This window comes from Streptococcus infantis (genome assembly GCF_047460685.1).
Lineage (GTDB): Bacteria > Bacillota > Bacilli > Lactobacillales > Streptococcaceae > Streptococcus > Streptococcus infantis_AD.
Genome location: NZ_JASHFS010000005.1, coordinates 1 through 24710 on the forward strand (window position 1 = coordinate 1; position 24710 = coordinate 24710).

24 protein-coding genes and 2 pseudogenes are annotated in these 24710 nt (G+C 37.7%); 24 read left to right on the forward strand and 2 right to left on the reverse strand.

The window, feature by feature from the left end:
* The 8 genes and pseudogenes from QM917_RS03060 to QM917_RS03095 form a co-directional block, all read left to right on the forward strand.
* Positions 1-1946 (forward strand): annotated as a pseudogene (locus QM917_RS03060) (hypothetical protein); the annotation flags it as partial.
* Between the two features lie 141 nt (positions 1947-2087).
* Entirely contained in the window at positions 2088-2330 is a 243-nt protein-coding gene (locus QM917_RS03065; protein ID WP_414284879.1) for an LPXTG cell wall anchor domain-containing protein, read from the forward strand.
* A 571-nt stretch (positions 2331-2901) separates the two neighbouring features.
* Positions 2902-4065, forward strand: coding sequence for an A/G-specific adenine glycosylase (mutY, locus tag QM917_RS03070; RefSeq protein ID WP_414284776.1), 1164 nt, complete (start codon positions 2902-2904; stop codon positions 4063-4065).
* A gap of 64 nt (positions 4066-4129) precedes the next feature.
* Positions 4130-4834 (forward strand): response regulator YycF, encoded by a 705-nt coding sequence (yycF, locus tag QM917_RS03075; RefSeq protein WP_075231732.1) that lies wholly within the window; start codon positions 4130-4132, stop codon positions 4832-4834.
* On the forward strand, positions 4827-6176 hold the full coding sequence (vicK, locus tag QM917_RS03080; RefSeq protein WP_414284777.1) for a cell wall metabolism sensor histidine kinase VicK: 1350 nt from the start codon (positions 4827-4829) through the stop codon (positions 6174-6176). The genes yycF and vicK overlap by 8 nt, the downstream gene beginning before the upstream one ends.
* A gap of 1 nt (position 6177) precedes the next feature.
* Entirely contained in the window at positions 6178-6987 is an 810-nt protein-coding gene (locus QM917_RS03085; protein WP_414284779.1) for an MBL fold metallo-hydrolase, read from the forward strand.
* A 16-nt stretch (positions 6988-7003) separates the two neighbouring features.
* Positions 7004-7495 (forward strand): hypothetical protein, encoded by a 492-nt coding sequence (locus tag QM917_RS03090; RefSeq protein WP_414284781.1) that lies wholly within the window; start codon positions 7004-7006, stop codon positions 7493-7495.
* Positions 7492-7947 (forward strand): hypothetical protein, encoded by a 456-nt coding sequence (locus QM917_RS03095; RefSeq protein WP_414284783.1) that lies wholly within the window; start codon positions 7492-7494, stop codon positions 7945-7947. Before QM917_RS03090 ends, QM917_RS03095 begins: the two co-directional genes overlap by 4 nt.
* A 423-nt stretch (positions 7948-8370) precedes the next feature.
* Here QM917_RS03095 and QM917_RS03100 read toward each other — a convergent pair whose 3' ends face one another.
* Both QM917_RS03100 and QM917_RS03105 read right to left on the reverse strand, forming a co-directional pair.
* Positions 8371-8718, reverse strand: coding sequence for a GxGYxYP domain-containing protein (locus QM917_RS03100; protein WP_414284785.1), 348 nt, complete (start codon positions 8716-8718; stop codon positions 8371-8373).
* A gap of 111 nt (positions 8719-8829) precedes the next feature.
* Entirely contained in the window at positions 8830-10548 is a 1719-nt protein-coding gene (locus QM917_RS03105; RefSeq protein ID WP_414284786.1) for a phospho-sugar mutase, read from the reverse strand.
* A 152-nt stretch (positions 10549-10700) separates the two neighbouring features.
* On the opposite strand from QM917_RS03105, the gene QM917_RS03110 reads away from it, so the two are divergent.
* From QM917_RS03110 to QM917_RS03185, 16 genes and pseudogenes are all read left to right on the forward strand, one after another.
* Positions 10701-12602 carry an ABC-F family ATP-binding cassette domain-containing protein gene (locus QM917_RS03110; protein ID WP_414284787.1) on the forward strand — a complete coding sequence of 634 codons (1902 nt, stop codon included), beginning with the start codon at positions 10701-10703 and terminating at the stop codon, positions 12600-12602.
* Between the two features lies 1 nt (position 12603).
* Positions 12604-13467 carry an XRE/MutR family transcriptional regulator gene (locus tag QM917_RS03115; protein WP_414284789.1) on the forward strand — a complete coding sequence of 288 codons (864 nt, stop codon included), beginning with the start codon at positions 12604-12606 and terminating at the stop codon, positions 13465-13467.
* A gap of 79 nt (positions 13468-13546) precedes the next feature.
* Complete coding sequence (locus QM917_RS03120) at positions 13547-14740, forward strand: MFS transporter (RefSeq protein ID WP_414284790.1); 1194 nt, start codon at positions 13547-13549, stop codon at positions 14738-14740.
* A 410-nt stretch (positions 14741-15150) separates the two neighbouring features.
* Entirely contained in the window at positions 15151-15537 is a 387-nt protein-coding gene (locus tag QM917_RS03125; RefSeq protein ID WP_414284791.1) for a hypothetical protein, read from the forward strand.
* A 14-nt stretch (positions 15538-15551) separates the two neighbouring features.
* Positions 15552-16436, forward strand: a complete 885-nt coding sequence (locus QM917_RS03130; RefSeq protein ID WP_414284793.1) for a DUF6892 domain-containing protein — start codon at positions 15552-15554, stop codon at positions 16434-16436.
* Positions 16437-16525: 89 nt separating this feature from the next.
* Positions 16526-17317, forward strand: coding sequence for an alpha/beta hydrolase (locus QM917_RS03135; protein WP_414284795.1), 792 nt, complete (start codon positions 16526-16528; stop codon positions 17315-17317).
* A complete protein-coding gene (locus QM917_RS03140) occupies positions 17298-18017 on the forward strand; it encodes a class I SAM-dependent methyltransferase (protein ID WP_414284796.1) in 720 nt (239 codons plus the stop codon). Before QM917_RS03135 ends, QM917_RS03140 begins: the two co-directional genes overlap by 20 nt.
* Before the next feature lie 276 nt (positions 18018-18293).
* Positions 18294-19175 (forward strand): diacylglycerol/lipid kinase family protein, encoded by an 882-nt coding sequence (locus tag QM917_RS03145; protein WP_049548234.1) that lies wholly within the window; start codon positions 18294-18296, stop codon positions 19173-19175.
* A gap of 44 nt (positions 19176-19219) precedes the next feature.
* A pseudogene (locus QM917_RS03150) lies at positions 19220-20099 on the forward strand (DUF4300 family protein).
* 98 nt (positions 20100-20197) lie between these two features.
* Positions 20198-20524: a hypothetical protein gene (locus QM917_RS03155; RefSeq protein ID WP_049548232.1), complete on the forward strand. Its 327-nt coding sequence runs from the start codon at positions 20198-20200 to the stop codon at positions 20522-20524.
* A 33-nt stretch (positions 20525-20557) separates the two neighbouring features.
* Positions 20558-20869: a hypothetical protein gene (locus QM917_RS03160; RefSeq protein ID WP_049548231.1), complete on the forward strand. Its 312-nt coding sequence runs from the start codon at positions 20558-20560 to the stop codon at positions 20867-20869.
* A 48-nt stretch (positions 20870-20917) separates the two neighbouring features.
* Entirely contained in the window at positions 20918-21109 is a 192-nt protein-coding gene (locus QM917_RS03165) for a hypothetical protein (protein WP_049548230.1), read from the forward strand.
* 212 nt (positions 21110-21321) lie between these two features.
* Positions 21322-22779, forward strand: a complete 1458-nt coding sequence (locus QM917_RS03170) for a type I restriction-modification system subunit M (protein ID WP_049548229.1) — start codon at positions 21322-21324, stop codon at positions 22777-22779.
* 12 nt (positions 22780-22791) lie between these two features.
* A complete protein-coding gene (locus QM917_RS03175; RefSeq protein WP_414284798.1) occupies positions 22792-23931 on the forward strand; it encodes a restriction endonuclease subunit S in 1140 nt (379 codons plus the stop codon).
* A 59-nt stretch (positions 23932-23990) separates the two neighbouring features.
* On the forward strand, positions 23991-24227 hold the full coding sequence (locus QM917_RS03180) for an AbrB family transcriptional regulator (RefSeq protein WP_000260607.1): 237 nt from the start codon (positions 23991-23993) through the stop codon (positions 24225-24227).
* Positions 24224-24637 (forward strand): type II toxin-antitoxin system death-on-curing family toxin, encoded by a 414-nt coding sequence (locus QM917_RS03185; RefSeq protein ID WP_049549513.1) that lies wholly within the window; start codon positions 24224-24226, stop codon positions 24635-24637. The genes QM917_RS03180 and QM917_RS03185 overlap by 4 nt, the downstream gene beginning before the upstream one ends.
* Positions 24638-24710: the final 73 nt, after the last annotated feature.

A 24710-nucleotide genomic window follows, 5' to 3' on the forward strand; every position in this document is an offset into this window, starting at 1 on the left:
CAAGCACGTCAGCTAGCCAGTCAGCTTCAACAAGCGCCAGTCAATCAGCCAGCACATCAGCTAGCCAGTCAGCATCGACAAGCGCAAGTCAATCCGCAAGTACATCGGCTAGCCAGTCAGCGTCAACCAGTGCAAGCCAATCAGCAAGTACATCGGCATCTGAATCAGCATCAACAAGTGCAAGTCAGTCAGCAAGCACATCAGCTAGCCAGTCAGCGTCAACCAGTGCAAGTCAATCCGCAAGTACGTCAGCTAGCCAGTCAGCATCAACCAGTGCAAGCCAATCAGCCAGCACGTCAGCGTCTGAGTCCGCATCGACAAGCGCAAGTCAATCAGCAAGCACAAGTGCCTCTGAATCAGCATCAACCAGTGCGAGCCAATCAGCAAGTACATCGGCATCTGAATCAGCATCAACAAGTGCAAGTCAGTCAGCCAGCACATCAGCGTCTGAGTCAGCATCGACAAGTGCGAGCCAATCAGCCAGCACGTCAGCTAGCCAGTCAGCTTCAACAAGCGCAAGTCAATCAGCAAGCACATCAGCTAGCCAGTCAGCATCGACAAGTGCAAGCCAATCAGCCAGCACATCAGCTAGCCAGTCAGCGTCAACCAGTGCAAGTCAATCCGCAAGTACGTCAGCTAGCCAGTCAGCATCAACCAGTGCAAGCCAATCAGCCAGCACGTCAGCGTCTGAGTCCGCATCGACAAGCGCAAGTCAATCAGCAAGCACAAGCGCTTCTGAATCGGCATCAACAAGTGCGTCAGAATCAGCAAGCACATCAGCATCTGAATCAGCTTCAACAAGTGCATCAACATCAGCATCTGAATCAGCATCAACAAGTGCGTCAGAATCAGCAAGCACAAGCGCGTCAGAGTCAGCAAGTACATCAGCTTCTGAGTCAGCATCAACAAGTGCGTCAGAGTCAGCAAGCACATCGGCTTCTGAATCAGCAAGCACATCAGCTTCTGAATCGGCATCAACAAGTGCGTCAGAATCAGCAAGCACATCGGCTTCTGAGTCGGCATCAACAAGTGCATCAGAGTCAGCCTCAACAAGTGCGTCAGAATCAGCAAGCACAAGCGCTTCTGAATCGGCATCAACAAGTGCATCAGAATCAGCAAGCACATCAGCTTCTGAATCAGCCTCAACAAGTGCGTCAGAGTCAGCATCAACAAGTGCCTCTGAGTCAGCGTCAACAAGCGCCTCAGAGTCAGCATCAACAAGTGCGTCAGAATCAGCAAGCACATCGGCTTCTGAATCGGCATCAACAAGTGCCTCTGAGTCAGCATCAACAAGTGCAAGCACATCAGCTTCTGAATCGGCATCAACAAGTGCGTCAGAATCAGCAAGCACATCGGCTTCTGAGTCGGCATCAACAAGTGCATCAGAGTCAGCCTCAACAAGTGCGTCAGAATCAGCAAGCACCTCAGCTTCAGAGTCAGCGTCAACAAGTGCGTCAGAATCAGCCAGCACAAGTGCGTCAGAATCAGCAAGCACATCAGCATCAGAATCAGCGTCAACGTCTGCCTCAGAGTCAGCAAGCACAAGTGCGTCAGAGTCAGCAAGTACATCAGCTTCTGAGTCAGCATCAACAAGTGCATCAGAATCAGCAAGCACATCAGCTTCTGAATCAGCGTCAACAAGTGCGTCAGAATCAGCAAGCACCTCAGCTTCAGAGTCAGCGTCAACAAGTGCGTCAGAATCAGCCAGCACAAGTGCGTCAGAATCAGCAAGCACATCAGCATCAGAATCAGCGTCAACGTCTGCCTCAGAGTCAGCAAGCACAAGTGCGTCAGAGTCAGCAAGTACATCAGCTTCTGAGTCAGCATCAACAAGTGCATCAGAATCAGCAAGCACATCAGCTTCTGAATCAGCGTCAACAAGTGCGTCAGAATCAGCAAGCACATCAGCATCTGAGTCAGCATCAACAAGTGCATCAGAATCAGCAAGCACATCAGCTTCTGAATCCGCATCAACAAGTGCATCAGAATCAGCAAGCACAAGCGCCTCAGAGTCAGCAAGCACATCTGTTGTTACAAGTAAGGGAATGCCAGAGAGCTTATCACTTGATAGTTTAGATATCGATAGTGTGATTACATCGGATTCAATTAGCACATCAGTATCGCAATCACTATCATTATCAGTAAGCGTAAGCCAGTCAGTGATTCATTCGACTAGTCAAGCACCTCAAACTGATACAACTAAGACACGTAAGCAACTTCCAAATACTGGAACAGCAACTTCGGCTACAAATCTGCTCCTAGGAGCTGTAGCAGGTCTAACAGGATTAGGATTAGTAGCTAAACGTCGTAAGCGTGATGATGAAGAATAAGCTTTCTAACTAATCAGTAATTTGATTATTCTGATCAAAAAATCTGAAAGTTCAGATTGAAGACAAAGGAGTCTGGGATAATAGTCCGTATCTCCTAAAAAAAGCAACGGTTTTTGCCGTTGCTTTTTTACATGTTTACGATAGTTTTTTGGATAGTGGAGTGAATCTAAAATAGTACGATATGGATTCTAAAACATTGTTAGAAATGATAGTGAAATGAACTTAGAATAGTACGCTACGAATTCTAAAACATTTTTAGAGATTTATTTGACTTTCCTAACCTCTCTATTCATATCTTATTTCAATCCACTATATTTAACTTAAATCAACATTTTTAAATTAAAACTGACAAGTAGCTATATAAAAATTAGAGTATTATGAATAGAATAAATCTTTTCTACTTTTGTTTCCGGACATCCTAGACTCTGATAAACTTTTTTAAACTATATGTTTATTCAAATTTTAAACAAGATAATCTTTAGATTTCCTTTTTCTTCCTTTTAGTCTTTGTTTTATTGAATGTCTATCTTGATTTTTTGAGTATCCTAAAAGGTTATGCTATACTAGAAATATGTTAGATTTGGAGAAATATAGTGTGACCATGTGGGAAGAGGACAAGATTCTCTCTTTCCGTCAAAAATTATTAGCTTGGTATGACGAAAACAAGCGTGATTTACCTTGGAGACGGAGTAAGAATCCTTATCATATCTGGGTATCTGAAATTATGTTGCAGCAGACTCGAGTTGATACCGTCATTCCCTATTATGAACGTTTTTTAGACTGGTTTCCGACTGTTGAGAGCTTAGCAAATGCTCCTGAGGATCGCTTATTAAAAGCCTGGGAAGGACTTGGCTATTATTCTCGTGTCCGCAATATGCAAACAGCCGCTCAACAGATTATGAGTGAATTTGAAGGCAAGTTCCCGTCTACTTATGAAGGTATTTCAAGTTTAAAAGGGATTGGTCCTTATACAGCTGGTGCAATCTCTAGTATTGCATTTAACCTTCCGCAGCCTGCAGTAGATGGCAATGTCATGCGCGTTTTGGCACGTTTGTTTGAAGTAAATCATGATATTGGAAATCCTAGCAATCGAAAAATATTTCAAGCTATGATGGAAGTTCTGATAGATCCTGATCGTCCAGGTGATTTCAATCAGGCTTTGATGGATTTAGGTTCAGATATTGAGGCTCCTGTTAATCCAAGACCAGAAGAGAGTCCTGTTAAGGAGTTCAGTGCTGCTTACCAACATGGGACCATGGATCGCTATCCCATTAAGGCTCCAAAGAAAAAGCCAATCCCTATTTATCTAAAGGCTCTTGTAGTGCAAAATAGTCAGGGGCAGTTTCTATTAGAGAAGAATGAGAGTGAAAATCTCTTGGTTGGATTTTGGCATTTTCCTTTGATTGAAGTTGATGAATTCTCAGACCAGACTCAGGACTTGGACCTTTTTAGTCAAGTAGCGGAGCCGATTCTAGAACTGGGACCATCTCCACAGGAGAGTTTTGAACAGGACTATGATCTTAAAGTTGAGTGGCAAGATCTACGTTTTGAAGAGGTCAAGCACATTTTCAGCCATCGTAAATGGCATATCCAGATAATTGCAGGCCGAGTTGCTGAGACAAAGGAATATGCAGATAGAGAAGTCCTTTGGCTAAGTCCAGAAGAATTTAGCAATTATCCCCTAGCCAAACCTCAGCAAAAGATTTGGCAAGCCTACTTGAAAAGAAGCTGCTAGCATCGGTCTTGCGTGTCTTCTTTACTTTTTTTTGGTATAATGAGATAAGGAAAAAGGTGACTAAATGAAAAAAATACTAATTGTAGATGATGAAAAACCCATCTCAGATATTATAAAATTTAATATGACCAAGGAAGGTTATGAAGTTGTAACTGCTTTTAATGGTCGTGAAGCACTTGAACAATTTGAAGCTGAGCAACCAGATATTATTATCTTGGATTTGATGCTTCCAGAGATTGATGGACTTGAGGTCGCAAAAACTATTCGTAAGACAAGTAGTGTTCCCATTATCATGCTTTCAGCAAAGGATAGCGAATTTGATAAGGTTATCGGGCTTGAGCTTGGGGCGGATGACTATGTAACCAAGCCGTTTTCAAATCGTGAACTACAGGCCCGTGTTAAAGCTCTTCTCCGTCGTACAGATCTTGTCTCAGTTGATAGCCAAGAACCTGAAACGAAATTACAAAGTCTGCAGATTGGCGATTTGGAGATTTTACCAGATGCCTACGTGGCTAAGAAATATGGTGAAGAGTTAGACCTAACCCACCGTGAATTCGAACTCTTGCATCATTTAGCTTCTCATCTTGGACAAGTTATTACCCGAGAACATCTTCTTGAAACCGTTTGGGGATATGACTATTTTGGAGATGTCCGTACAGTTGATGTAACCATTCGACGCTTGCGTGAGAAGATTGAAGATACACCAAGCAGACCTGAATACATCCTAACTCGTCGTGGAGTAGGATATTATATGAGAAATAATGATTGAAGTAATTAGACAAACAATTTTGACGAGCGACTTTATCTTTATCCTCATCTTAATTGGCTTTATTCTGTTAGTGTCTTTTCTCTTGCTTGAGAGTCGTCGTGATAATATTCGTTTGAGGCAGATCAATCAGAAAATAAAAGATTTGATTGATGGTGATTATTCTCAGGTTTTGGATATGCAAGGAAGCTCAGAGATAACTAATATCACTAACAATCTTAATGATTTGTCTGAAGTCATTCGTCTGACTCAAGAAAATCTGGAACAAGAGAGTAAAAGGTTGCATAGTATCCTGTCCTACATGACAGACGGAGTGCTTGCGACCAATCGTCGTGGTCAGATTATCATGATTAATGACATGGCCAAGAGACAACTTGGAGTTGAAAGGGATGATGCTCTTAATCAAAATATCTTAGAGTTACTCAAGATTGAAGAAGAGTATGAGCTGAGAGAACTTATTACTCAGAGCCCTGAGCTGATGATTTATTCGCAGAATCTTAATGGCGAATATATCAGTTTGCGCGTTCGTTTTGCCTTGATTCGTAGAGAGTCTGGCTTTATCTCTGGTTTAGTAGCAGTTCTACATGATACGACTGAACAAGAGAAGGAAGAACGTGAGAGAAGGCTTTTCGTTTCGAACGTTAGTCATGAGTTGCGTACACCTTTGACCAGTGTAAAATCCTATCTTGAGGCCTTGGACGAAGGAGCGCTGACAGAACCAGTTGCTCCAGATTTTATCAAGGTTTCTTTGGATGAAACCAACCGTATGATGCGGATGGTGACGGACCTCTTGCATCTATCACGGATTGATAACGCAACTAGTCACTTAGATGTTGAGTTGATAAACTTTACGGCCTTTATCACCTTTATCCTTAATCGTTTTGATAAAATGAAAAGTCAAGATGAGGAGAAGAAGTACGAGTTGGTGAGAGATTATCCGATTACTTCTGTTTGGATTGAGATTGATACGGATAAGATGACCCAGGTGATTGACAATATCCTGAATAACGCCATCAAATATTCACCAGATGGTGGGAAAATTACGGTTAGCATGAAAACAACTGATGATCAGATGATTTTATCAATTTCGGACCAAGGGCTTGGGATTCCTAAAGAAGATTTACCGAAGATTTTTGACCGTTTTTACAGGGTTGATAAGGCTAGAAGTCGTGCCCAAGGAGGAACAGGACTAGGATTGGCTATCGCCAAGGAAATCATCAAGCAACATAAGGGATTTATCTGGGCTAAGAGTGAATATGGCAAGGGATCTACTTTTACTATCGTACTTCCATACGATAAGGATGCCGTGAAAGAAGAGATTTGGGAGGATGAAGTAGAAGACTAGAATGAGTGATATCGGTTTTAAATACAGTATTTTAGCGTCGGGTTCCAGTGGAAATTCATTTTACTTGGAAACACCAAAAAAGAAAATTTTAGTAGATGCGGGACTATCTGGCAAAAAAATTACAAGCCTCTTGAGTGAAATCAATCGTAAACCAGAGGATTTGGATGCTATCTTGATAACGCATGAGCATTCAGACCATATCCACGGTGTGGGCGTCCTGGCTCGTAAGTACGGAATGGATCTTTATGCCAATGAGAAAACTTGGCAGGCTATGGAAAATAGTAAGTATCTCGGTAAGGTTGACTCGTCGCAAAAGCATATTTTCGAGATGGGGAAAACCAAAACCTTTGGTGATATCGATATTGAGAGCTTTGGTGTGAGTCATGATGCAGTTGCGCCCCAGTTTTATCGTTTTATGAAGGATGATAAGAGTTTTGTCATGCTGACAGATACAGGCTATGTTAGTGACCGTATGGCTGGTATTATCGAGAATGCAGATGGCTACTTGATTGAGTCCAATCATGATGTGGAAATCCTCCGAGCAGGATCTTACGCATGGCGACTCAAACAACGCATCCTATCTGATCTTGGACATCTCTCAAATGAAGATGGAGCAGACGCCATGATTCGCACACTAGGTAATCGTACCAAGAAGATTTACCTAGGCCATTTGTCTAAGGAAAATAATATCAAGGAGCTGGCTCATATGACCATGGTCAATCAGTTAGCTCAGGCAGATCTGGGAGTTGGAGTAGACTTTCAAGTTTACGATACTTCACCAGACACCGCAACACCACTGACTGAGATATAGACTGGAAATATAAAAAATGGTAAAAGTAATAGGGTTTTTAAAATTTTCAGATTTTAAAATTGAAAAAGGTTGTAAAAAAAATCATTTTGAAAAATTGATAGACGGTGAGCTGTTTTTTGCAAATTATTCATGGTTTGGTGAAAATGGTACAAAAGCACAGATGGCAAAAGAAGGAAGTGCTGAAAGAGTTGAATTTTTAAAAGTAGTTGGAAGTTCTGTAACTATTAATCCAAGATATTCAATGGTAAATCCTATTGGAATCAGATATAAAAGTTCTGAAGAAATTATAATTAACTCTGCAATGCTATATTCCTTAAAAGAAAGAGATTTAGTTAAAAAGGATAGGGTGAAATCAATTATGAGTACTCTCTTCCCAGATAGTGATGTTGTTATTTATCCTGAAGTTTATAAAAAAAAGACAAATCAAAAACTCATTATGAATTTGATAAACTTAATATTAAGTTTCAAAGTGATAGTGCTAATTGGAAGATATGCTGTTTTGTTATGATTACTGAGAATGATGTAACACAAGATAGAAAATTAAAATCGGAGTTTTTGGAATCTTTAAAAGAAAGAGATTCAGAAAGAGGAAGTATAGCCTATGATGAAAATGGGGAAGAAAGACCTTGGATAATGTTGCCACCAAATCTTTTAGGTAAACTGTTTCAAAAGTATCCCAATCTTAATTACGGTGCAATAGAGTATTATACGAGGGATAAGTATCCCTTTACCATTAATCAAATTAAACAAGATCCCAATTATTTATTACTGGCAAAGGAGGATTCTTATAAAAATCAAAGAGAATTTAGGATTTTTGTTGGTGGACCAAATAATAGTTTTAGTTCAATTGAAGGAAATATACTAAAAACTAATTGGCGGAAAAACATTACTTATGGGACAAACTTTAAAAAACTTGAGAATACACTTGAGAATACGACTCTTAATGCTAATTATAGATAGTTTATTTTTTGTAATAACATTATTTAAAATTTAATGTCGTTTGTTCTATTGTGGAATTCAAGATAACAGAATTTAATTTTGATAATACGAGGTTCAAAAAAGTTTTCGTAATCCTAAAAACGCATAACATCAGGTGTTTACCGCTCTGATGTTATGCGTTTTATCGTGAATATACTTATTAGATTAATACTCAATTAAAATCAAAAAGAGCAGAAATTTTCACCGAGCAAACAGATATATTATATTTTTTGATAAAAACCTTTCGTTGATATTCTAGAATACAGTAGAGTACATTGATTAGCTGGTAAAATTCCAAGGTAATACTTGGACTACGATATTTCTTAAACAAGTCTGTTAACAAAAAAGTGAACTTTGATTTTAATTTGAGTATAATTTCAAAAAGTTGAATTATCACCCAGCCTTTTAAAACCCAGCAAATTCTTTGATTTCTTGAGCTGACATCGAAGAGTCGCAACGGACATTTATTTGTCCATTTGCAACATGGACGAATCCTGGTACAGTAGAGATTTCATAGCGTGAGCGGAAGTCTTGTAAAGCTTCAAGTTGACTTGGTTCTTCGCTATTGATGAAGTAGATGTGAGCTTTGGTTTCAGCCACCACACCAGCCAATGTACCAGCAAATTTACGGCAATAAGGGCAAGTTTTACGACCGATAAAGAAGGTTGCAGTTTCTTTTTTATCAAGAGCTTCTTGCGCACGCGCAACTGTAGTGACTTCAAGATCTTTGATATTATCTAAAAATTGTTCCATGAGATTACCTCGCTTTCATTGATATGTCTAGTATGCCATAAAGTTTCTAAAATTGCTTAGATTTGATACGAAAAAAAGATGAGATTGGTTGGTCTCATCTTTTATAGGACTTTATTTTACAAAAGCATTGATTTCTGCTTCGATGTTAGCAATCTTAGCTTGTGATTCTTCGTTGCTTTCACCTACAACTGCAATGTAGAACTTGATTTTTGGTTCTGTACCTGAAGGGCGAACGGCGATCCATGAACCGTCAGCAAGTGTGTATTTCAACACATCACTTGGAGGAGTAGTTAAGGCTGTTACAGTGCCATCAGCGGCAGTAGATGTTTGTGCTTTAAAGTCTTCAACGACAGTGATAGTTGTTGCATTCCATTCTTTTGGAGCATTGTTACGGAATTTAGCCATAATCGCTTTGATTTGTTCAGCACCGTCAACACCAGAAAGAGTAACAGAGATAGTCTTTTCAGCGTAGTAGCCATATTCTTTGTAGATTTCTTCGATACCATCAGCAAGTGTCAAACCACGAGAGCGGTAGTAGGCAGCAAGTTCAGCAACGACAAGAACTGCTTGGATTGCATCTTTATCGCGAACGAATGGTTTAATCAAGTAACCGAAGCTTTCTTCAAACCCCATCATGTAAGTGTGATTGTGTTTTTCTTCGAATTCTTGGATTTTTTCAGCGATAAATTTGAAACCAGTCAAGACGTTGAACATAGTTGCACCGTAGCTTTCAGCAATCTTAGTTACCAAGTCAGTTGATACGATAGATTTGCAAAGAGCTGCGTTTTCTGGAAGTGTCCCAGCATTTTTGTGGGCTTCCAAAATGTATTTTGCCATGATGGCACCGATTTGGTTCCCTGAAAGGTTAAGGTAGCTACCATCTTTTTGAAGAACTTCAACACCAACACGGTCAGCGTCAGGGTCAGTTGCAACAAGAACATCAGCGCCTACTTGGCGACCAAGTTCTTCTGCAAGAGCAAAGGCTGCTTGACTTTCTGGGTTTGGAGATTTAACAGTTGAGAAGTCTGGGTCTGGAGTTGCTTGAGCTTCAACGACTTGAACAGAGTCAAATCCTGCTTGAGCAAGAGCACGACGAGCCAACATTTCACCAGTACCGTGAAGTGGTGTATAGACAATCTTCATGTCTTTACCAAATTCTTCAATCAAGGCTGGGTTGATGTTTACGTCCTTAACCTCTTTAAGGTATTCTACGTCAACAGCTTCACCGATGACTTCAATCAAACCAGATGCTTTTTCAGCTTCCACATCAGCAACTTCAACTGCAAATGGATTTTCGATAGCACGGATGTAAGTTGTCAAAGCATCAGCATCGTGTGGAGGCATTTGACCACCGTCTTCTCCGTAAACCTTGTAACCATTAAATGGAGCAGGGTTGTGGCTAGCAGTAATCATGATACCTGCGAAGCAGTTGAGGTGACGAACTGCAAATGAGAGTTCTGGAGTTGGACGAAGGCTTTCAAATACGTAAGATTTGATACCATGTTTGGCAAGAACTGCTGCAGATTCAAAGGCAAACTCAGGTGAGAAGTGACGGCTATCATAGGCAATCGCAACACCACGTTCTTTTTCATTTCCACCTTTTGACTCAATCAAACGAGCCAAACCTTCAGTTGCTTGACGAACAACGTAGATATTAATGCGGTTAGTCCCAGCACCAATCAATCCACGCATACCTGCAGTACCAAACTCAAGATTTGTATAGAATGCGTCTTCCTTAGTTTTTTCATCCATATTTTCCAAATCATGACGAAGATAGTCTGGAAGTTCTGCGAAATCAACCCATTTTTGGTAGTTTTCTTGGTAAGACATAGGAAATCTCCTTTAATATATAATCTAATCGCTTACATTATATCACGATTTGAAGTTTTAGTAAAACGTTAGCATGAGTTTCTGAAAAAGTTATGAAATAGAGCTAAACCACAAGTCTTGAATGGCTTAGAGAAACATGCTATACTAACTGTATGATTATTTTACAAGCTAATAAAATTGAACGTTCTTTTGCAGGAGAGGTTCTTTTTGATAATATAAACCTACAAGTAGATGAAAGAGACCGTATTGCCCTAGTTGGGAAAAATGGTGCTGGGAAGTCTACTTTGCTCAAGATATTGGTTGGAGAAGAGGAGCCAACCACTGGTGAAATCAATAAGAAAAAAGATATTTCCCTCTCTTATCTAGCACAGGATAGTCGCTTTGAGTCTGAAAATACCATCTATGATGAAATGCTTCATGTATTTGATGACTTGCGTCGTACTGAAAGACAACTTCGACAGATGGAGTTGGAGATGGGGGAAAAGACTGGTGAAGAACTAGATAAACTCATGTCAGACTATGATCGCCTATCAGAAAATTTTCGTCAGGCTGGAGGATTTACCTATGAAGCTGATATTCGTGCTATCTTGAATGGGTTCAAGTTTGACGAGTCTATGTGGCAGATGAAAATTGCAGAGTTATCTGGTGGGCAAAATACCCGTTTAGCCCTTGCAAAAATGCTCCTTGAAAAGCCCAATCTCTTGGTCTTGGATGAGCCGACTAACCACCTAGATATTGAAACCATTGCCTGGTTAGAAAACTACCTTGTAAACTATAGCGGTGCCCTCATTATCGTCAGCCATGACCGTTATTTCCTCGATAAGGTTGCGACCATAACACTCGACTTAACAAAACATTCTTTGGACAGATATGTAGGAAACTACTCAAGCTTTGTGGAGCAGAAGGAGCAGAAGCTCGCAACTGAAGCCAAAAACTACGAAAAGCAACAGAAGGAAATTGCTGCCTTAGAAGACTTTGTTAACCGAAATCTTGTCCGAGCATCGACAACCAAACGAGCGCAATCTCGACGCAAGCAACTGGAGAAGATGGAGCGCTTGGATAAGCCTGAAGTTGGCAAGAAATCAGCTAATATGACCTTCCATTCTGATAGAGTATCTGGTAATGTCGTTTTGACAGTTGAAAATGCTGCTATTGGCTATGATGGTGAAATCTTATCAGAACCCATCAACCTTGATCTTCGTAAGATGAACGCTATTGCCATTGTTGGTCCTAATGGTATTGGTAAGTCAACCTTTATAAAATCCATTGTGGACCAGATTCCCTTTATCAAGGGGGAAAAGCGCTTTGGTGCTAATGTTGAGGTTGGTTACTATGACCAGACTCAGAGTAAGTTAACACCGAGCAATACAGTCCTAGACGAACTCTGGAATGATTTTAAATTGACACCTGAAGTTGAAATCCGTAATCGCCTTGGTGCCTTCCTTTTCTCTGGTGACGATGTTAAGAAATCTGTTGGAATGCTCTCAGGTGGTGAGCGAGCGCGTTTGCTTCTGGCTAAACTTTCCATGGAAAACAATAACTTCTTGATTCTCGATGAGCCGACAAACCACTTAGACATCGATAGCAAGGAAGTCTTGGAAAATGCACTGATTGACTTTGATGGGACTCTTCTATTTGTCAGCCATGACCGTTACTTTATCAACCGTGTAGCCACTCATGTGCTGGAATTATCTGAGAATGGATCAACCCTTTATCTAGGTGATTATGACTATTATGTTGATAAAAAGGCAGAGCTAGTAGCTAGTCAAGCGGAAGAAGTGGCAGCTGTTAACCAAGAAAAAGAAGTTTCTCCAGTTAATGACTACCAAGCTCAAAAGGAAAGTCAAAAAGAACTTCGTAAATTGATGAGACAAATCGAAAGTCTTGAGACAGAAATCGAAGAACTGGAAACTCAAACCCAAGCAATCTCTGAACAAATGCATACCACCAATGATGCGGATGAACTCATGCAATTGCAAGCAGAACTCGATAAGATTAGCCAGCGCCAGGAAGATGCTATGCTGGAGTGGGAAGAATTGTCGGAGCAGGTGTAAGATGGAAAATCTTGGAAAAGTTTTTCGTGAATTTCGAATCAGTAAAAATTACTCTCTAAAAGAAGCTGCAGGAGAGGCCTGTTCGACCTCCCAATTATCCCGATTTGAATTGGGGGAGTCGGATCTGGCTGCATCTCGTTTCTTTGAAATATTAGATAATATTCACGTGACGATTGAGAATTTTATGGATAAGACTAGAAATTTTCAACATCATGAACATGTCGGCTTGATGGCTCAGATTATTCCACTTTACTACTCAAATGATATTGCAGGTTTTCAAAAGCTTCAAGAAGAACAACTTGAAAAAGCTAAGAGTTCAACAAATCCCCTCTATTTTGAACTGAACTGGATTTTGTTACAAGGTCTGATTTGTCAAAGAGATGCTAGTTTTAGTATGGAGCAAGGTGATTTGGATAAGGTGGCAGATTATCTTTTCCAAACAGATGAATGGACCATGTATGAGTTGATTCTCTTTGGCAATCTCTATAGCTTTTATGATGTGGACTATGTTGCTCGACTTGGTAGAGAAGTGATGGAGAGGGAGGATTTCTACAAAGAAATTGGACGCCATCGAAAACTGGTCTTGATTTTAGCTCTTAATTGTTACCAGCATTGTTTAGAACATCTTGTTTTTGAATATGCCAGCTACTTTGAAGCTTATACAGAGAAGATCATAGGTAAGAGCATCAAACTCTATGAGCGTAATGTATTCCACTTTCTTAAAGGATTTGCTCTTTATCAGAAGGGGCAAAAAGAAGAAGGTTGTAAACAAATGCAGGAAGCCATGCATATTTTTGATGTGCTAGGTCTTCCAGAGCAAGTAGCCTACTATCAGGAACACTATGAAAAATTTGTCAAAGATTAATTTTCCCAAATAAGGGAAAAAATAAAAAGCTCCTTTCAGTTTTGATACAATAGTTTCAAAATTTGAGAGGAGTTTTTATATGAATCGCTATGCAGTACAGTTGATTAGCCGTGGAGCTGTTAACAAGATAGGGAATATGCTCTATGATTATGGGAATAGTGTCTGGTTGGCTTCCATGGGAACTATCGGACAGACAGTTTTAGGAATGTATCAGATTTCTGAGCTCGTCACATCTATTCTCGTAAATCCCTTTGGCGGAGTCATTTCAGACCGTTTTTCTCGTCGCAAGATTTTGATGACAACAGACTTGGTATGTGGGATTCTTTGTCTGGCCATTTCTTTTATCAGAAATGATAACTGGATGATTGGAGCTTTGATCTTTGCTAATATTGTTCAAGCCATTGCCTTTGCATTTTCTCGAACTGCCAATAAAGCTATTATCACAGAAGTTGTAGAAAAAGACGAGATAGTGACCTACAATTCACGCTTAGAGTTAGTTTTGCAGGTTGTAGGTGTTAGCTCTCCTGTGCTTTCTTTTCTTGTTTTACAATTTGCTAGTCTTCATATGACGCTCTTACTAGATGCTCTGACTTTTTTCATTGCTTTTGCTCTAGTCGCTTTACTTCCAAAAGAAGAACCAAAGGTTCAAGAGCAGAAGAGTTTCACCGGGAAAGATATTTTTGCAGATATCAAAGATGGCTTGCACTATATCAGGCATCAAAAAGAAATTTTCTTTCTCTTGTTAGTGGCTTCCAGCGTTAATTTCTTTTTTGCGGCCTTTGAATTTTTACTCCCTTTTTCAAATAAACTCTATGGTGTTGAAGGAGCCTATGCGACTATCTTAACCATGGGTGCAATTGGCTCAATAATTGGAGCACTGATAGCAAATAAATTTAAATCGAGTATGAATACACTTTTGTTCTTATTGATCCTCACAGGAGTAGGAGTTTTCATGATGGGCTTACCACTGCCTAATTTTCTTACTTTTTCCGGAAACCTAGTTTGTGAATTATTTATGACAGTTTTTAATATTCACTTCTTTACTCAGGTACAGACTAAAGTTGACGGAGAATATCTGGGGAGGGTATTGAGTACCATTTTTACACTAGCGATTCTCTTTATGCCGATTGCGAAAGGTGTGATGACATTTTTACCAAGTGTGCACTTAGCTTCCTTTTTGATTATCGGACTTGGAGTTATTTTTCTTTCGTTGGTATCGATAGTCTATATTCAAAGACAGAAGAAGGATTCGAGTGAGCAAAATCAAAATTGAAGATAAAATTAAGTAAATCTGCCCATTATAAAACGTATCGTATCAGTTCATTGAAGTCTTGATATTATACGTTTTTTTAATTTTAAAGACTTTTTAACTATTTTATACGATTTGTTAAACTTATCAAGGTTAAAAAAATGCTACAAGACAGTAGACATCCTGAAGTTTCTATCTTATTTTTAATACTAATTGAGTTATAAAAGGGCATGCTCAAATAACACCTCATCTGTATACAATAAAATGGACTAGGTAATCATTTTAGGAAATTGACCGATTACAATAGTATAGATCCGTGAATGCCATCTGCTTCAGTCTTTTTTCTGTTAATGTAGTATAATAAAAGGTGTAGGGATTCAGTTTTTTAATAGGATTATTCTAAGAACGAAGCTCCAATTAGAAAGAGGAGAAGCATGAAGCAATCACTTGAATTTTTAAGAGAAAGAATCACCGATAAGATGCCCTTGGAGGATATGGTAGCAATATTTGAAGACTTGTGTCGTGAGCCTATTGATGATGAGATGATTTTGTTTGAAACAGGGACATTTACAAGTATATCTGATAAGCCCTTGTTTCAACTATCATTAGTAAGGCAAGCCCCAAATGAAGATGAAGAGTTTTATCAAGTTCACCTTGATATTTTCTATGAAGCAAGTCAAGACAATCAAATCTTTAGTGAATCAACCTGGGATGAAGATTTAGAGGAAAATATTTTTGACTACATTAGAAATTCAGAAGTATTTGTCTATGCTAAAGAGCAGGAATACCTAGCAGTCAAAATGTATCTTGAAGAAACTTAAGAAGGGGTAATAATATGTTTGATTTTTTTAAGAAAAAAACACACAAAAAACTTGAAATCGATCTTCAAAACAATTCAATGATTATTAACGGAACCAGCTTAGCTTTTCCTTTATCCTTGAAAGATATTGAAGCTGTATTGGGGAAGCCTGACCGATTTTTCAAAAAAGAAGGGCAGTTTATCAAATATATTTATGATGAACTTGGTTTCGTATTTGTGCATTCCTTTGAAATTAAACAACACTTAAAGAGTTGTGAGGTCTATATTGATGAGGAGCATTTAATTACTTCGCTTTATTTATATTTTGGAGAGAAGGTCAAACCCATGTGGGACGAGGAAGAATTACCTCTCAATCCTTGCAAGACCCTGATAACTTGTAATGGAATTCCAGAGACCATTACAGATACACTATCAATTTCCTACTTCCCAGAGGTCAAACATGAACGGGAAAGCTACAAGTTAAAAGAAACTGACGAAGAACTGCTACACTTTGACAATATAAATTTTAAACTAACTATTATCCAAGTTTTGATGTACGATTTACGAGTACTGAAACCCTACTTTGACATCTATGATTTTGCGGATGAATTTAGTGAACTGGAAATCGATACAGAAAGTATGGAGATTATTCAGCCAGCACTTGATTATATGATAAATCTTCCGATACCCAAAAAATATGCCGAACAAGTCCAAGAAATCTATATGGATGGCGGAAATGAAATTTATCTGAATTTGATTCCTCAGTGGGATGGAGAAGATGATGGTTTCGATCTAAATGAAGTTAGTCTTAAAGAACTGCAACAGTTTCCAAATCTGAAGCAAGCGACTATCATAAGCAGTAATTTTGAACATGTCAAAGAAACGTTCGACATGCAAGGGGTTCAAGTGAAGGTATTATAATTGTTGCATTTATCTGAATAAATCATAAATGGATGGTATAAGTTCTTTAAGGATAAGGGCTAAAAAGGAAAGAAATCTGGTGATAGATAGTGAACATTCTTGATCTTAATTTTAATCAGAAAGATACGATATTATTAATCCACCCGATGTTATCATCTGCTCAAGGGATGAAGTCCCTGATTGCAAACCAGATGGGGCAAGAGTTTAGATATATCATTCCGGATTTGTCGGCGCATGGGCAATCAGCTCTAGCCCTCTACGAATCGTCTCTTAAGGAAAGCCAGATGATTTATGATTATCTAAAGGAACACCATATAAAAGACTTGAGTTTAGCCTTTGGCGCATCCTTGGGTGGTGTTGTATTACTGCAATTATTGAATTACAAGGATATCAGGTTTGGGAAACTTGTTTTTGAAGGGGTTAGTTTATGGACAAATGCGCCCTTGCTTGATTTCTTTACTAGGTATTTATTGTTAATAAAGCATAGAAAAGCTCTGAGAAATAGAGATCTTGCTGTTCGTAAGATGGTTGCACTTTATGGAGAAAAAGGAGAGATGATGGCGGATTCTTTCATTGCTATGGATGAAGAAAGCATCAAACATATTTCCCATGATTGTGCCTTCGTAGCTTTGCCTAACCTTACGCCAGAGGAACAAAAAAATTGTGTTTTCTTTTATGGTTCAAAAGAATTCGACTTGATAGCTGCTAAAAAAGTTCTTCCAAAAAAGTATCCTCATGCCACATTTCACATTTGGCAAGGATATGACCACTGTCGCAAGATCACTGAAAATTCGGCAGTTTACTGTAAATTATTAAAAGAAATGATTGTAAAGAAAAATACCAGTTTTAATGAGGTAAGACATGACAAGCAAAAAATCTGATCTTGAACATTATAGAAATATGTTAAAACAACCTTGGGGAAAGATACAATATGAAATAACCTTTGCCCAACTTGATCATCTGGAAGGTAAGAAAATTCTTGATTTTGGATCTGGATTTGGCTTGGTCAGTGAATTTCTTTCTCGCAAGAATCAAGTTATTTCTGTTGAACCTAATGAGGAAATGCTTTATGCCAACTCTTCCACATCCTATGAAAAATTGTGGGGAAGTATTGCCCAACTCGCTCGTTTTACGGATAAATCCTTTGATCTTGTCCTTTGCCATAATGTTTTAGAATATATAGATCCTAATGACCGAAAAGACTATCTTCTGGAGTTCAAAAGAATTTTAAAAGATGATGGCTTAATTTCAATTATCAAGCATAATCAAGTTGGAAAAGTTCTACAAAGTGTTATTTTTGCTAATGACATCAACCAAGCATTTAGCTTACTCAATGGTGAAAATTTTGAGAGTCCATCTTTTGAAAGTGGTTCTACTTATAAGATAGAGGAATTATTAGCTTTGTCTGGTCTTAAATTAGAAAACTATTTGGGGATTCGAACATTTTACAGTCTACAACCAAATGAATTTAAGAGCAAAGAAAACTGGTTAGAAGAAATGACAAAGATTGAACTTGCAGTATGTGATTTAAAACCCTATAAAGATATTAGTTTTTTACAACATTTGTGGTTAAAAAAATAATAGAAGCATAGGTTTTGTTTTAAAGTAAATTAAAAACTGATGTATATGAAAAAAAGTAAATGAGATGATTTTTTCAGTTTGTAGCTTGATAGAATTTTTTCCACAAATCTATTTTTCCAATTTTGAAAGAATAATTCTTAGACAGTTCATGATTGTATCTATTTTAGTTTACTACTTTCAATTTTTGTTTTTAGAAATTTCATTATATAATAAAGTGTATCAAAAAAAGATATATTGATACCATAAATATGTGAATAGATATTGAGGAGAAAATGAATGCAAAAAATAATGTTGATTATCAATCCAACCTCTGGTGGCGAAAAGGCTTTAGATTATAAGGAAAAGTTAGAAAATAAGGCTAAAAAATACTTCGAGCAAGTCGATACCAGAATTACACAAAAAGCGCAAGACGCAACCAACTTCGCCACAGAAGCTTCTCGGGAGCATTATGAGGCAGTTCTCGTATTCGGTGGAGATGGGACCGTCAATGAAGTGATCTCAGGTATCGCTGAAAGAGACTACATTCCGAAACTAGCAATTATACCTGGAGGAACTGGAAATCTGATTACGAAACTTTTAGAAATTAATCAAGATATAGACGGGGCTATTGACGAGCTTGATTTCAATTCTACAAATAAGATTGATATCGGAAAATCAAATGGAAATTATTTTGGTTATATCTTTAGTATTGGTTCACTACCAGAGGCCATCCATAACGTTGGGATAGAGGATAAAACAAAGTTTGGTATGCTAGCCTATGCGGTTAATACTGTAAAGTCTGTCGTGACAGATCAAGAATTTAACATTCAAGTTGAAACAGAAAATGGAAACTATATTGGAGAAGCAAGTCACGTTTTAGTTCTTCTTACCAATTATTTTTCTGACAAAAAAATCTTTGATGAAGACAAGGAGGGTTATGCTAATATTTTGATTTTAAAAGATGCCTCAATTCTTACTAAATTGTCAGTTATTCCTGACTTATTAAAAGGGGATGTCGTTGAAAATGATCACATCGAGTACATAAAAGCTCGTCATATCAAAATCTCTTCAGATTGTGAATTGGAAACGGATGTTGATGGCGACAAATCTGATGACCTACCAGTAGAAATTAAGGTGCTAGGTCAGCATATCGAGGTCTATTCTCAACCGAAAGAATAATCTTATTTACCTTTAACAACAATTTTTTAAACAAAGGAAAGCCTATGAAAATTAAAAAATTAGCAACTGTTGGTCTTTGCTCAACACTTCTTTTGACCTTAGTAGCTTGTAGTCAAACTCAAAAGACTTCTGATAGTACTGCTGAAACTTCAGTGACTCAATCGCAGTCGAATCAGGTTTCTTGGAAAGCCACTTATAGCAATTTGAACAATCAACCGAGTGCAGAAGAAGTTCGGAAAGCCTTGGTTGCACATTTGGATAAAGATAGTGTCGATGCATTTTTCAACCTTGTCAATGATTATAACAATACTGTCGGTTCAGTAGGCTTAACTGGAGATTTTTCTACATTTACCAAAACAGACTATGATGTTGAAAAGATAAGCAATCTTTGGGCACCGAAGAAAGGTGATTTTGTTGGTACCAACTGTCGTATTAACAGTTATTGTTTATTGAAAAATTCTATCGAAATTCCGAAGTTAGAGAAAGATGATTCCCTTTTGTTTGTCGATAATGATGCCATTGATAAGGGAAAAGTCTTTGGTACGGAAGACAAAGATGCTTTTGATATTTTATTCTCAAGAGTCAAGACCGAAGCAACGACAGATGTTAAGGTGCATGCTGCTAAGATGGAACAATTCCTTTCTCAATTCAAGTTTAATGAAAATGCAAGAATGCTCTCCGTAGTAGTGCATGATGACTTGGATGGTCAATCCTTATTTATTGGCCATGTCGGGATACTTGTGCCAAGTGAGGATGGCTATTCTCTTTGTCGAAAAGTTAACCTTTGAGGAGCCTTATCAAGCCATCAAATTTGAAACCAAGGAAGATTGCTACAAATATCTAGATACAAAATACGAAAACTATACAGGTGAAGGTCTAGCGAAGCCCTTTATTATGGATAATGATAAGTGGGTTCAACTCTAAAAGTAGTATTTTGGGGATGATTTGCCTAAAGAGTAGGATAAGAAGTTACCAACCGAATGATAGTTAAATTGATATGATTAGAGTAGAGGACACCAAGCATGGATGAACATACATTAAGAGTTGTAAAAATTGATAAGGAAGCTATTTTTGAGCTGCTCTACGAGACTTTTATAGCGCAAGAGCAAGAACTGCTGGACCTGTCGCCAGTAGATCTTATCAATGATTGTGCTATGGATTGGGAAAATGAAGAGTTTATCTTTGCAGCACATCTTCAGGAAAATAGTCTGGGAGAATTGAATCCTCTTCCCAAAGATATTGATATTCAAGAGTTGCTGAAAAAACTACCTGTTACAACAGATTCCGTTCTTGGGAAAGAGAGGATTTATAGAGATTTTTCATTCGACCAATTAAAAAAAATAGTATAATAGTAGTAAATAAAATAGTCATAAGGAGACACAATGGATATTAAAGATTTTACAGAAAAAGAACAAGAAATGATTAAAAAGGGACTAACTTTCTCTAAGCTGAACGATAAGGAAACAGCTGATAAGATTATCGCCTTAATTCCTCAAGATATGATTAAACGGATTCCATTTTTTGTTAGAAAACATGCCATTACACGTACTGTCAAGAGAATCTCGCTTGAGTATCCAGGATTGTACGCTGTAGCTGAACAAGAAGGCCAACTTCCTGAAAAGGAAGCTCAAGAATTGCGCCAAATTCTTACAGATATTTTCCAAGAGAAAATGAACAAGCATAAGATTAAATAAGTTTTGAGATTTAGCAATAAGATGTCGATTGTGCATTAGGAGTTGAGTATGGCTATTGATGGCGTTAAAATCATTGACAGTGATCAAGGGTATGACATTTACAATGAGGTAGTTGGTCGCTATAGAGATGGTGATCATGTGGCCAATATTATCAAGGATATCCTTGATGCTGAGAAAGATTATTGTCAAATAACAGTGACTTCCTATTTTGGAATGAATATTATAGTCTTATCTGTCTAGATGAAAATTATTTGATGACTGATTTTGAACTAGCTGCCCAAGTAGCGTGATGTGAATAAATAGTTTAAGAAAAAGCCTATCGTAGGCTTTTTTCTGTAGATACTATAATAATTTTTTGATAATGTCCTAGGATTCTGATAAAATGGGGTATAAGAAGTTTTAAAATTTTAAATGACAGTTTTTTAAAATTGAAACATTTTGAGAGGTAAAATATGATTACAGGCGAATTAAAGAATAAGATTGATCAGCTTTGGGAAATGCTATGGACAGAGGGGAATGCGAATCCTTTGACCAACATTGAGCAATTGACTTATCTTTTATTTATGAAGGATTTGGACAGAGTTGAACTTGGACGAGAAAATGATGCTGAATTTCTAGGCATTCCCTATGAGGGAATTTTCCCAAAAGATAAACCTGAATATCGTTGGTCAACCTTTAAGAACTTAGGAGATGCGCAAGAAGTTTATCGCCTGATGTCACAAGAGATTTTTCCATTTATTAAGAATCTGAAGGGGGATACTGACGATACAGCTTTTTCACGTTATATGAGGGATGCTATTTTTCAAATCAATAAACCTGCTACCTTACAAAAGGCGATAGCTGCTCTGGATGAGTTACCTACGGATATAAAAGATATTGGTGACATTTACGAGTATCTATTGTCAAAATTATCTCAGGCAGGGGCAAATGGTCAATTTCGTACTCCTCGTCATATCATTGATATGATGGTTGAACTCATGCAACCGACAATTAAGGATATTGTTTCAGATCCTGCCATGGGTTCTGCAGGATTTTTGGTTTCTGCAAGTCGCTACCTAGACCGAAGAAAAGAAGAGTGGCAGACAAATATTGATAGTGTAAAGCATTTCCACAATACCATGTTTCATGGGAATGATACGGATACGACAATGTTGAGACTTGGGGCTATGAACATGATGCTCCATGGGGTTGAAAATCCCCAAATTAGCTATCTGGATTCTCTCTCTCAAGATAACGAAGAAGCTGATAAATATACTCTAGTTTTAGCCAATCCACCTTTCAAAGGTTCTCTTGATTATGATTCAACCTCTGGAGATTTGTTGGCTACGATTAAGACTAAGAAGACAGAGTTACTTTTCCTTGCTCTTTTCTTACGCACTTTGAAGCCAGGTGGACGTGCAGCTGTTATTGTACCGGACGGTGTCCTCTTTGGCTCCTCTAAAGCTCATAAAGGGATTCGTCAGGAAATCGTTGAGCACCATAAACTAGATGCAGTTATTTCGATGCCAAGTGGTGTTTTCAAGCCTTATGCAGGGGTTTCAACTGCTATCCTTATCTTCACTAAGACTGGAAATGGTGGGACGGATAAGGTTTGGTTTTACGATATGAAAGCAGACGGTCTGAGCTTAGATGATAAACGACAACCTATCGAGAACAATGATATTCCAGATATTATTCAACGATTCCATCAATTAGAGAAAGAAGCAGATCGCAAGAGAACAGACCAGTCCTTCTTTGTTCCAGTTGATGAGATTAAGGAAAATGATTTTGATCTGTCCATCAATAAATACAAAGAAATCGAGTATGAAAAAGTTGAGTATGAACCAACAGAAGTCATTTTAAAGAAAATCAATGATCTAGAAAAAGAAATTCAAGCTGGCTTAGCAGAGTTAGAAGAATTACTAAAATAGGGAGATGAACGTATGAAAAAAGTGAAGTTGGGGGAAGTTTGTGAGATAAGAATTGGCAAGACACCAAATCGTTCTCAAACTTTATATTGGGGAGGTGACTATCCTTGGTTATCCATTTCTGATATGAAAGGGAAAATATTATGTACTACAAAGGAAAAAATAACTCAAGAAGCTGTCCAAAAAGAAAAAATGCAAATTGTTTCAAAAGGGACAGTTGTGATGAGTTTTAAGTTATCTATTGGCAAGGTTGGGATTCTTGCTGAAAATATGTACACAAACGAAGCAATAGCTAATTTTGTGGTTAAAAATAATAAGATGCTTTTTAATGAATATCTTTACTATGCACTACAAGGAATAAATTTTGATAGTTTAACAGACAGGGCTGTGATGGGTAAAACGTTAAACAAGGCAAAGTTGAATAACTTGTCTATTGTATACAACGAGCCTTTTATGCAACAGCAAATTGTTTTGAGATTAGATGGTGTTAATAAATTAATTGAATCTCGTAAACAACAACTATCTGAATTATCAAAACTCGTCAAATCCCGATTTAACGAGATGTTTGGAGATCCTGTTTTGAATGAAATGGGTTGGGAAATTGAAACACTTAATAAAATTGGAACTATTGGACGTGGTGTTTCTAAGCATAGACCACGAAATGCTTCGGAATTATTTGGAGGAATCTATCCGTTTATACAGACGGGAGATGTAGCTAATTCAGGAAACTATATTGTAGATTATCATTCTACATATTCTGAGTTTGGTCTTAAACAAAGTAAATTGTGGGATAAAGGGACATTATGTATAACTATCGCAGCTAATATAGCTAAAACAAGTATATTGGCTTTTGATTCATGTTTTCCAGATAGCATTGTTGGTTTTATTCCGGGAGAAAGAACCAATAATATGTTTATTCATTATTGGTTTAGTTACTTTCAAAAGATACTAGAAAGTCAAGCTCCAGAATCAGCACAAAAGAATATAAATTTAAAAATATTAAGTGAACTCAAAGTAATCCTCCCTCCTCTTTCCCTCCAAAACGAGTTCGCAGACTTTGTGGCTCAGGTAGATAAATCACAATTGGCAATTCAAAAATCACTAGAAGAACTTGAAACTTTGAAGAAATCTCTTATGCAGGAGTATTTTGGCTGATATTCTGTCATTGTAATTACGGTAATTATTTGTTATAATACTTCAAAGGAGGAAATCAGATGGTAGTAAAAACAAGAAAACAAGGAAATTCAATCACCATTACCATTCCAAGTGAATTCAATATTCCAAGTGGTGTAAAATACGAAGCGAAATTGTTACCAAGTGGTGAAATTATCTTTACTCCCGAAGAGTCTGGACATCAGATTTCTTATGTATCTGATGATGCCTTTGACTTAAATTTGGACAAAATTTTTGACGAATACGATGATGTTTTCAAAGCTTTGGTGGAAAAATGACAGTCTATCTTACAGAAAGGCAAATTGAAAAAATCAATGCTTTAGCAATTCAACGGTATTCACCTAATGAAAAAATTCAAACGGTTAGTCCTTCTGCCTTAAATATGATTGTCAATTTACCAGAACAATTTGTCTTCGGTAAACCTCTTTATCCAACAATTTTTGATAAGGCAACGATACTATTTGTCCAATTGATCAAGAAGCATGTTTTTGCCAACGCTAATAAACGAACTGCTTTCTTTGTTTTGGTGAAATTTCTACAGTTAAATGGTTATCGTTTTTCTGTAACAGTTGAAGAAGCGGTCGATATGTGTGTAACTATCGCAGTAGAATCCTTAACAGATGAAAAGTTGTCTAGCTACACCAAATGGATCTCAGAACATTCATTTAGAGCTAATGGCCAAATTTAAGATTGGATATTTAAATCCTATAAGTAAAAAATAGATAAACAGACAGTATTAGAATTCTGTAATGCAGAAAACT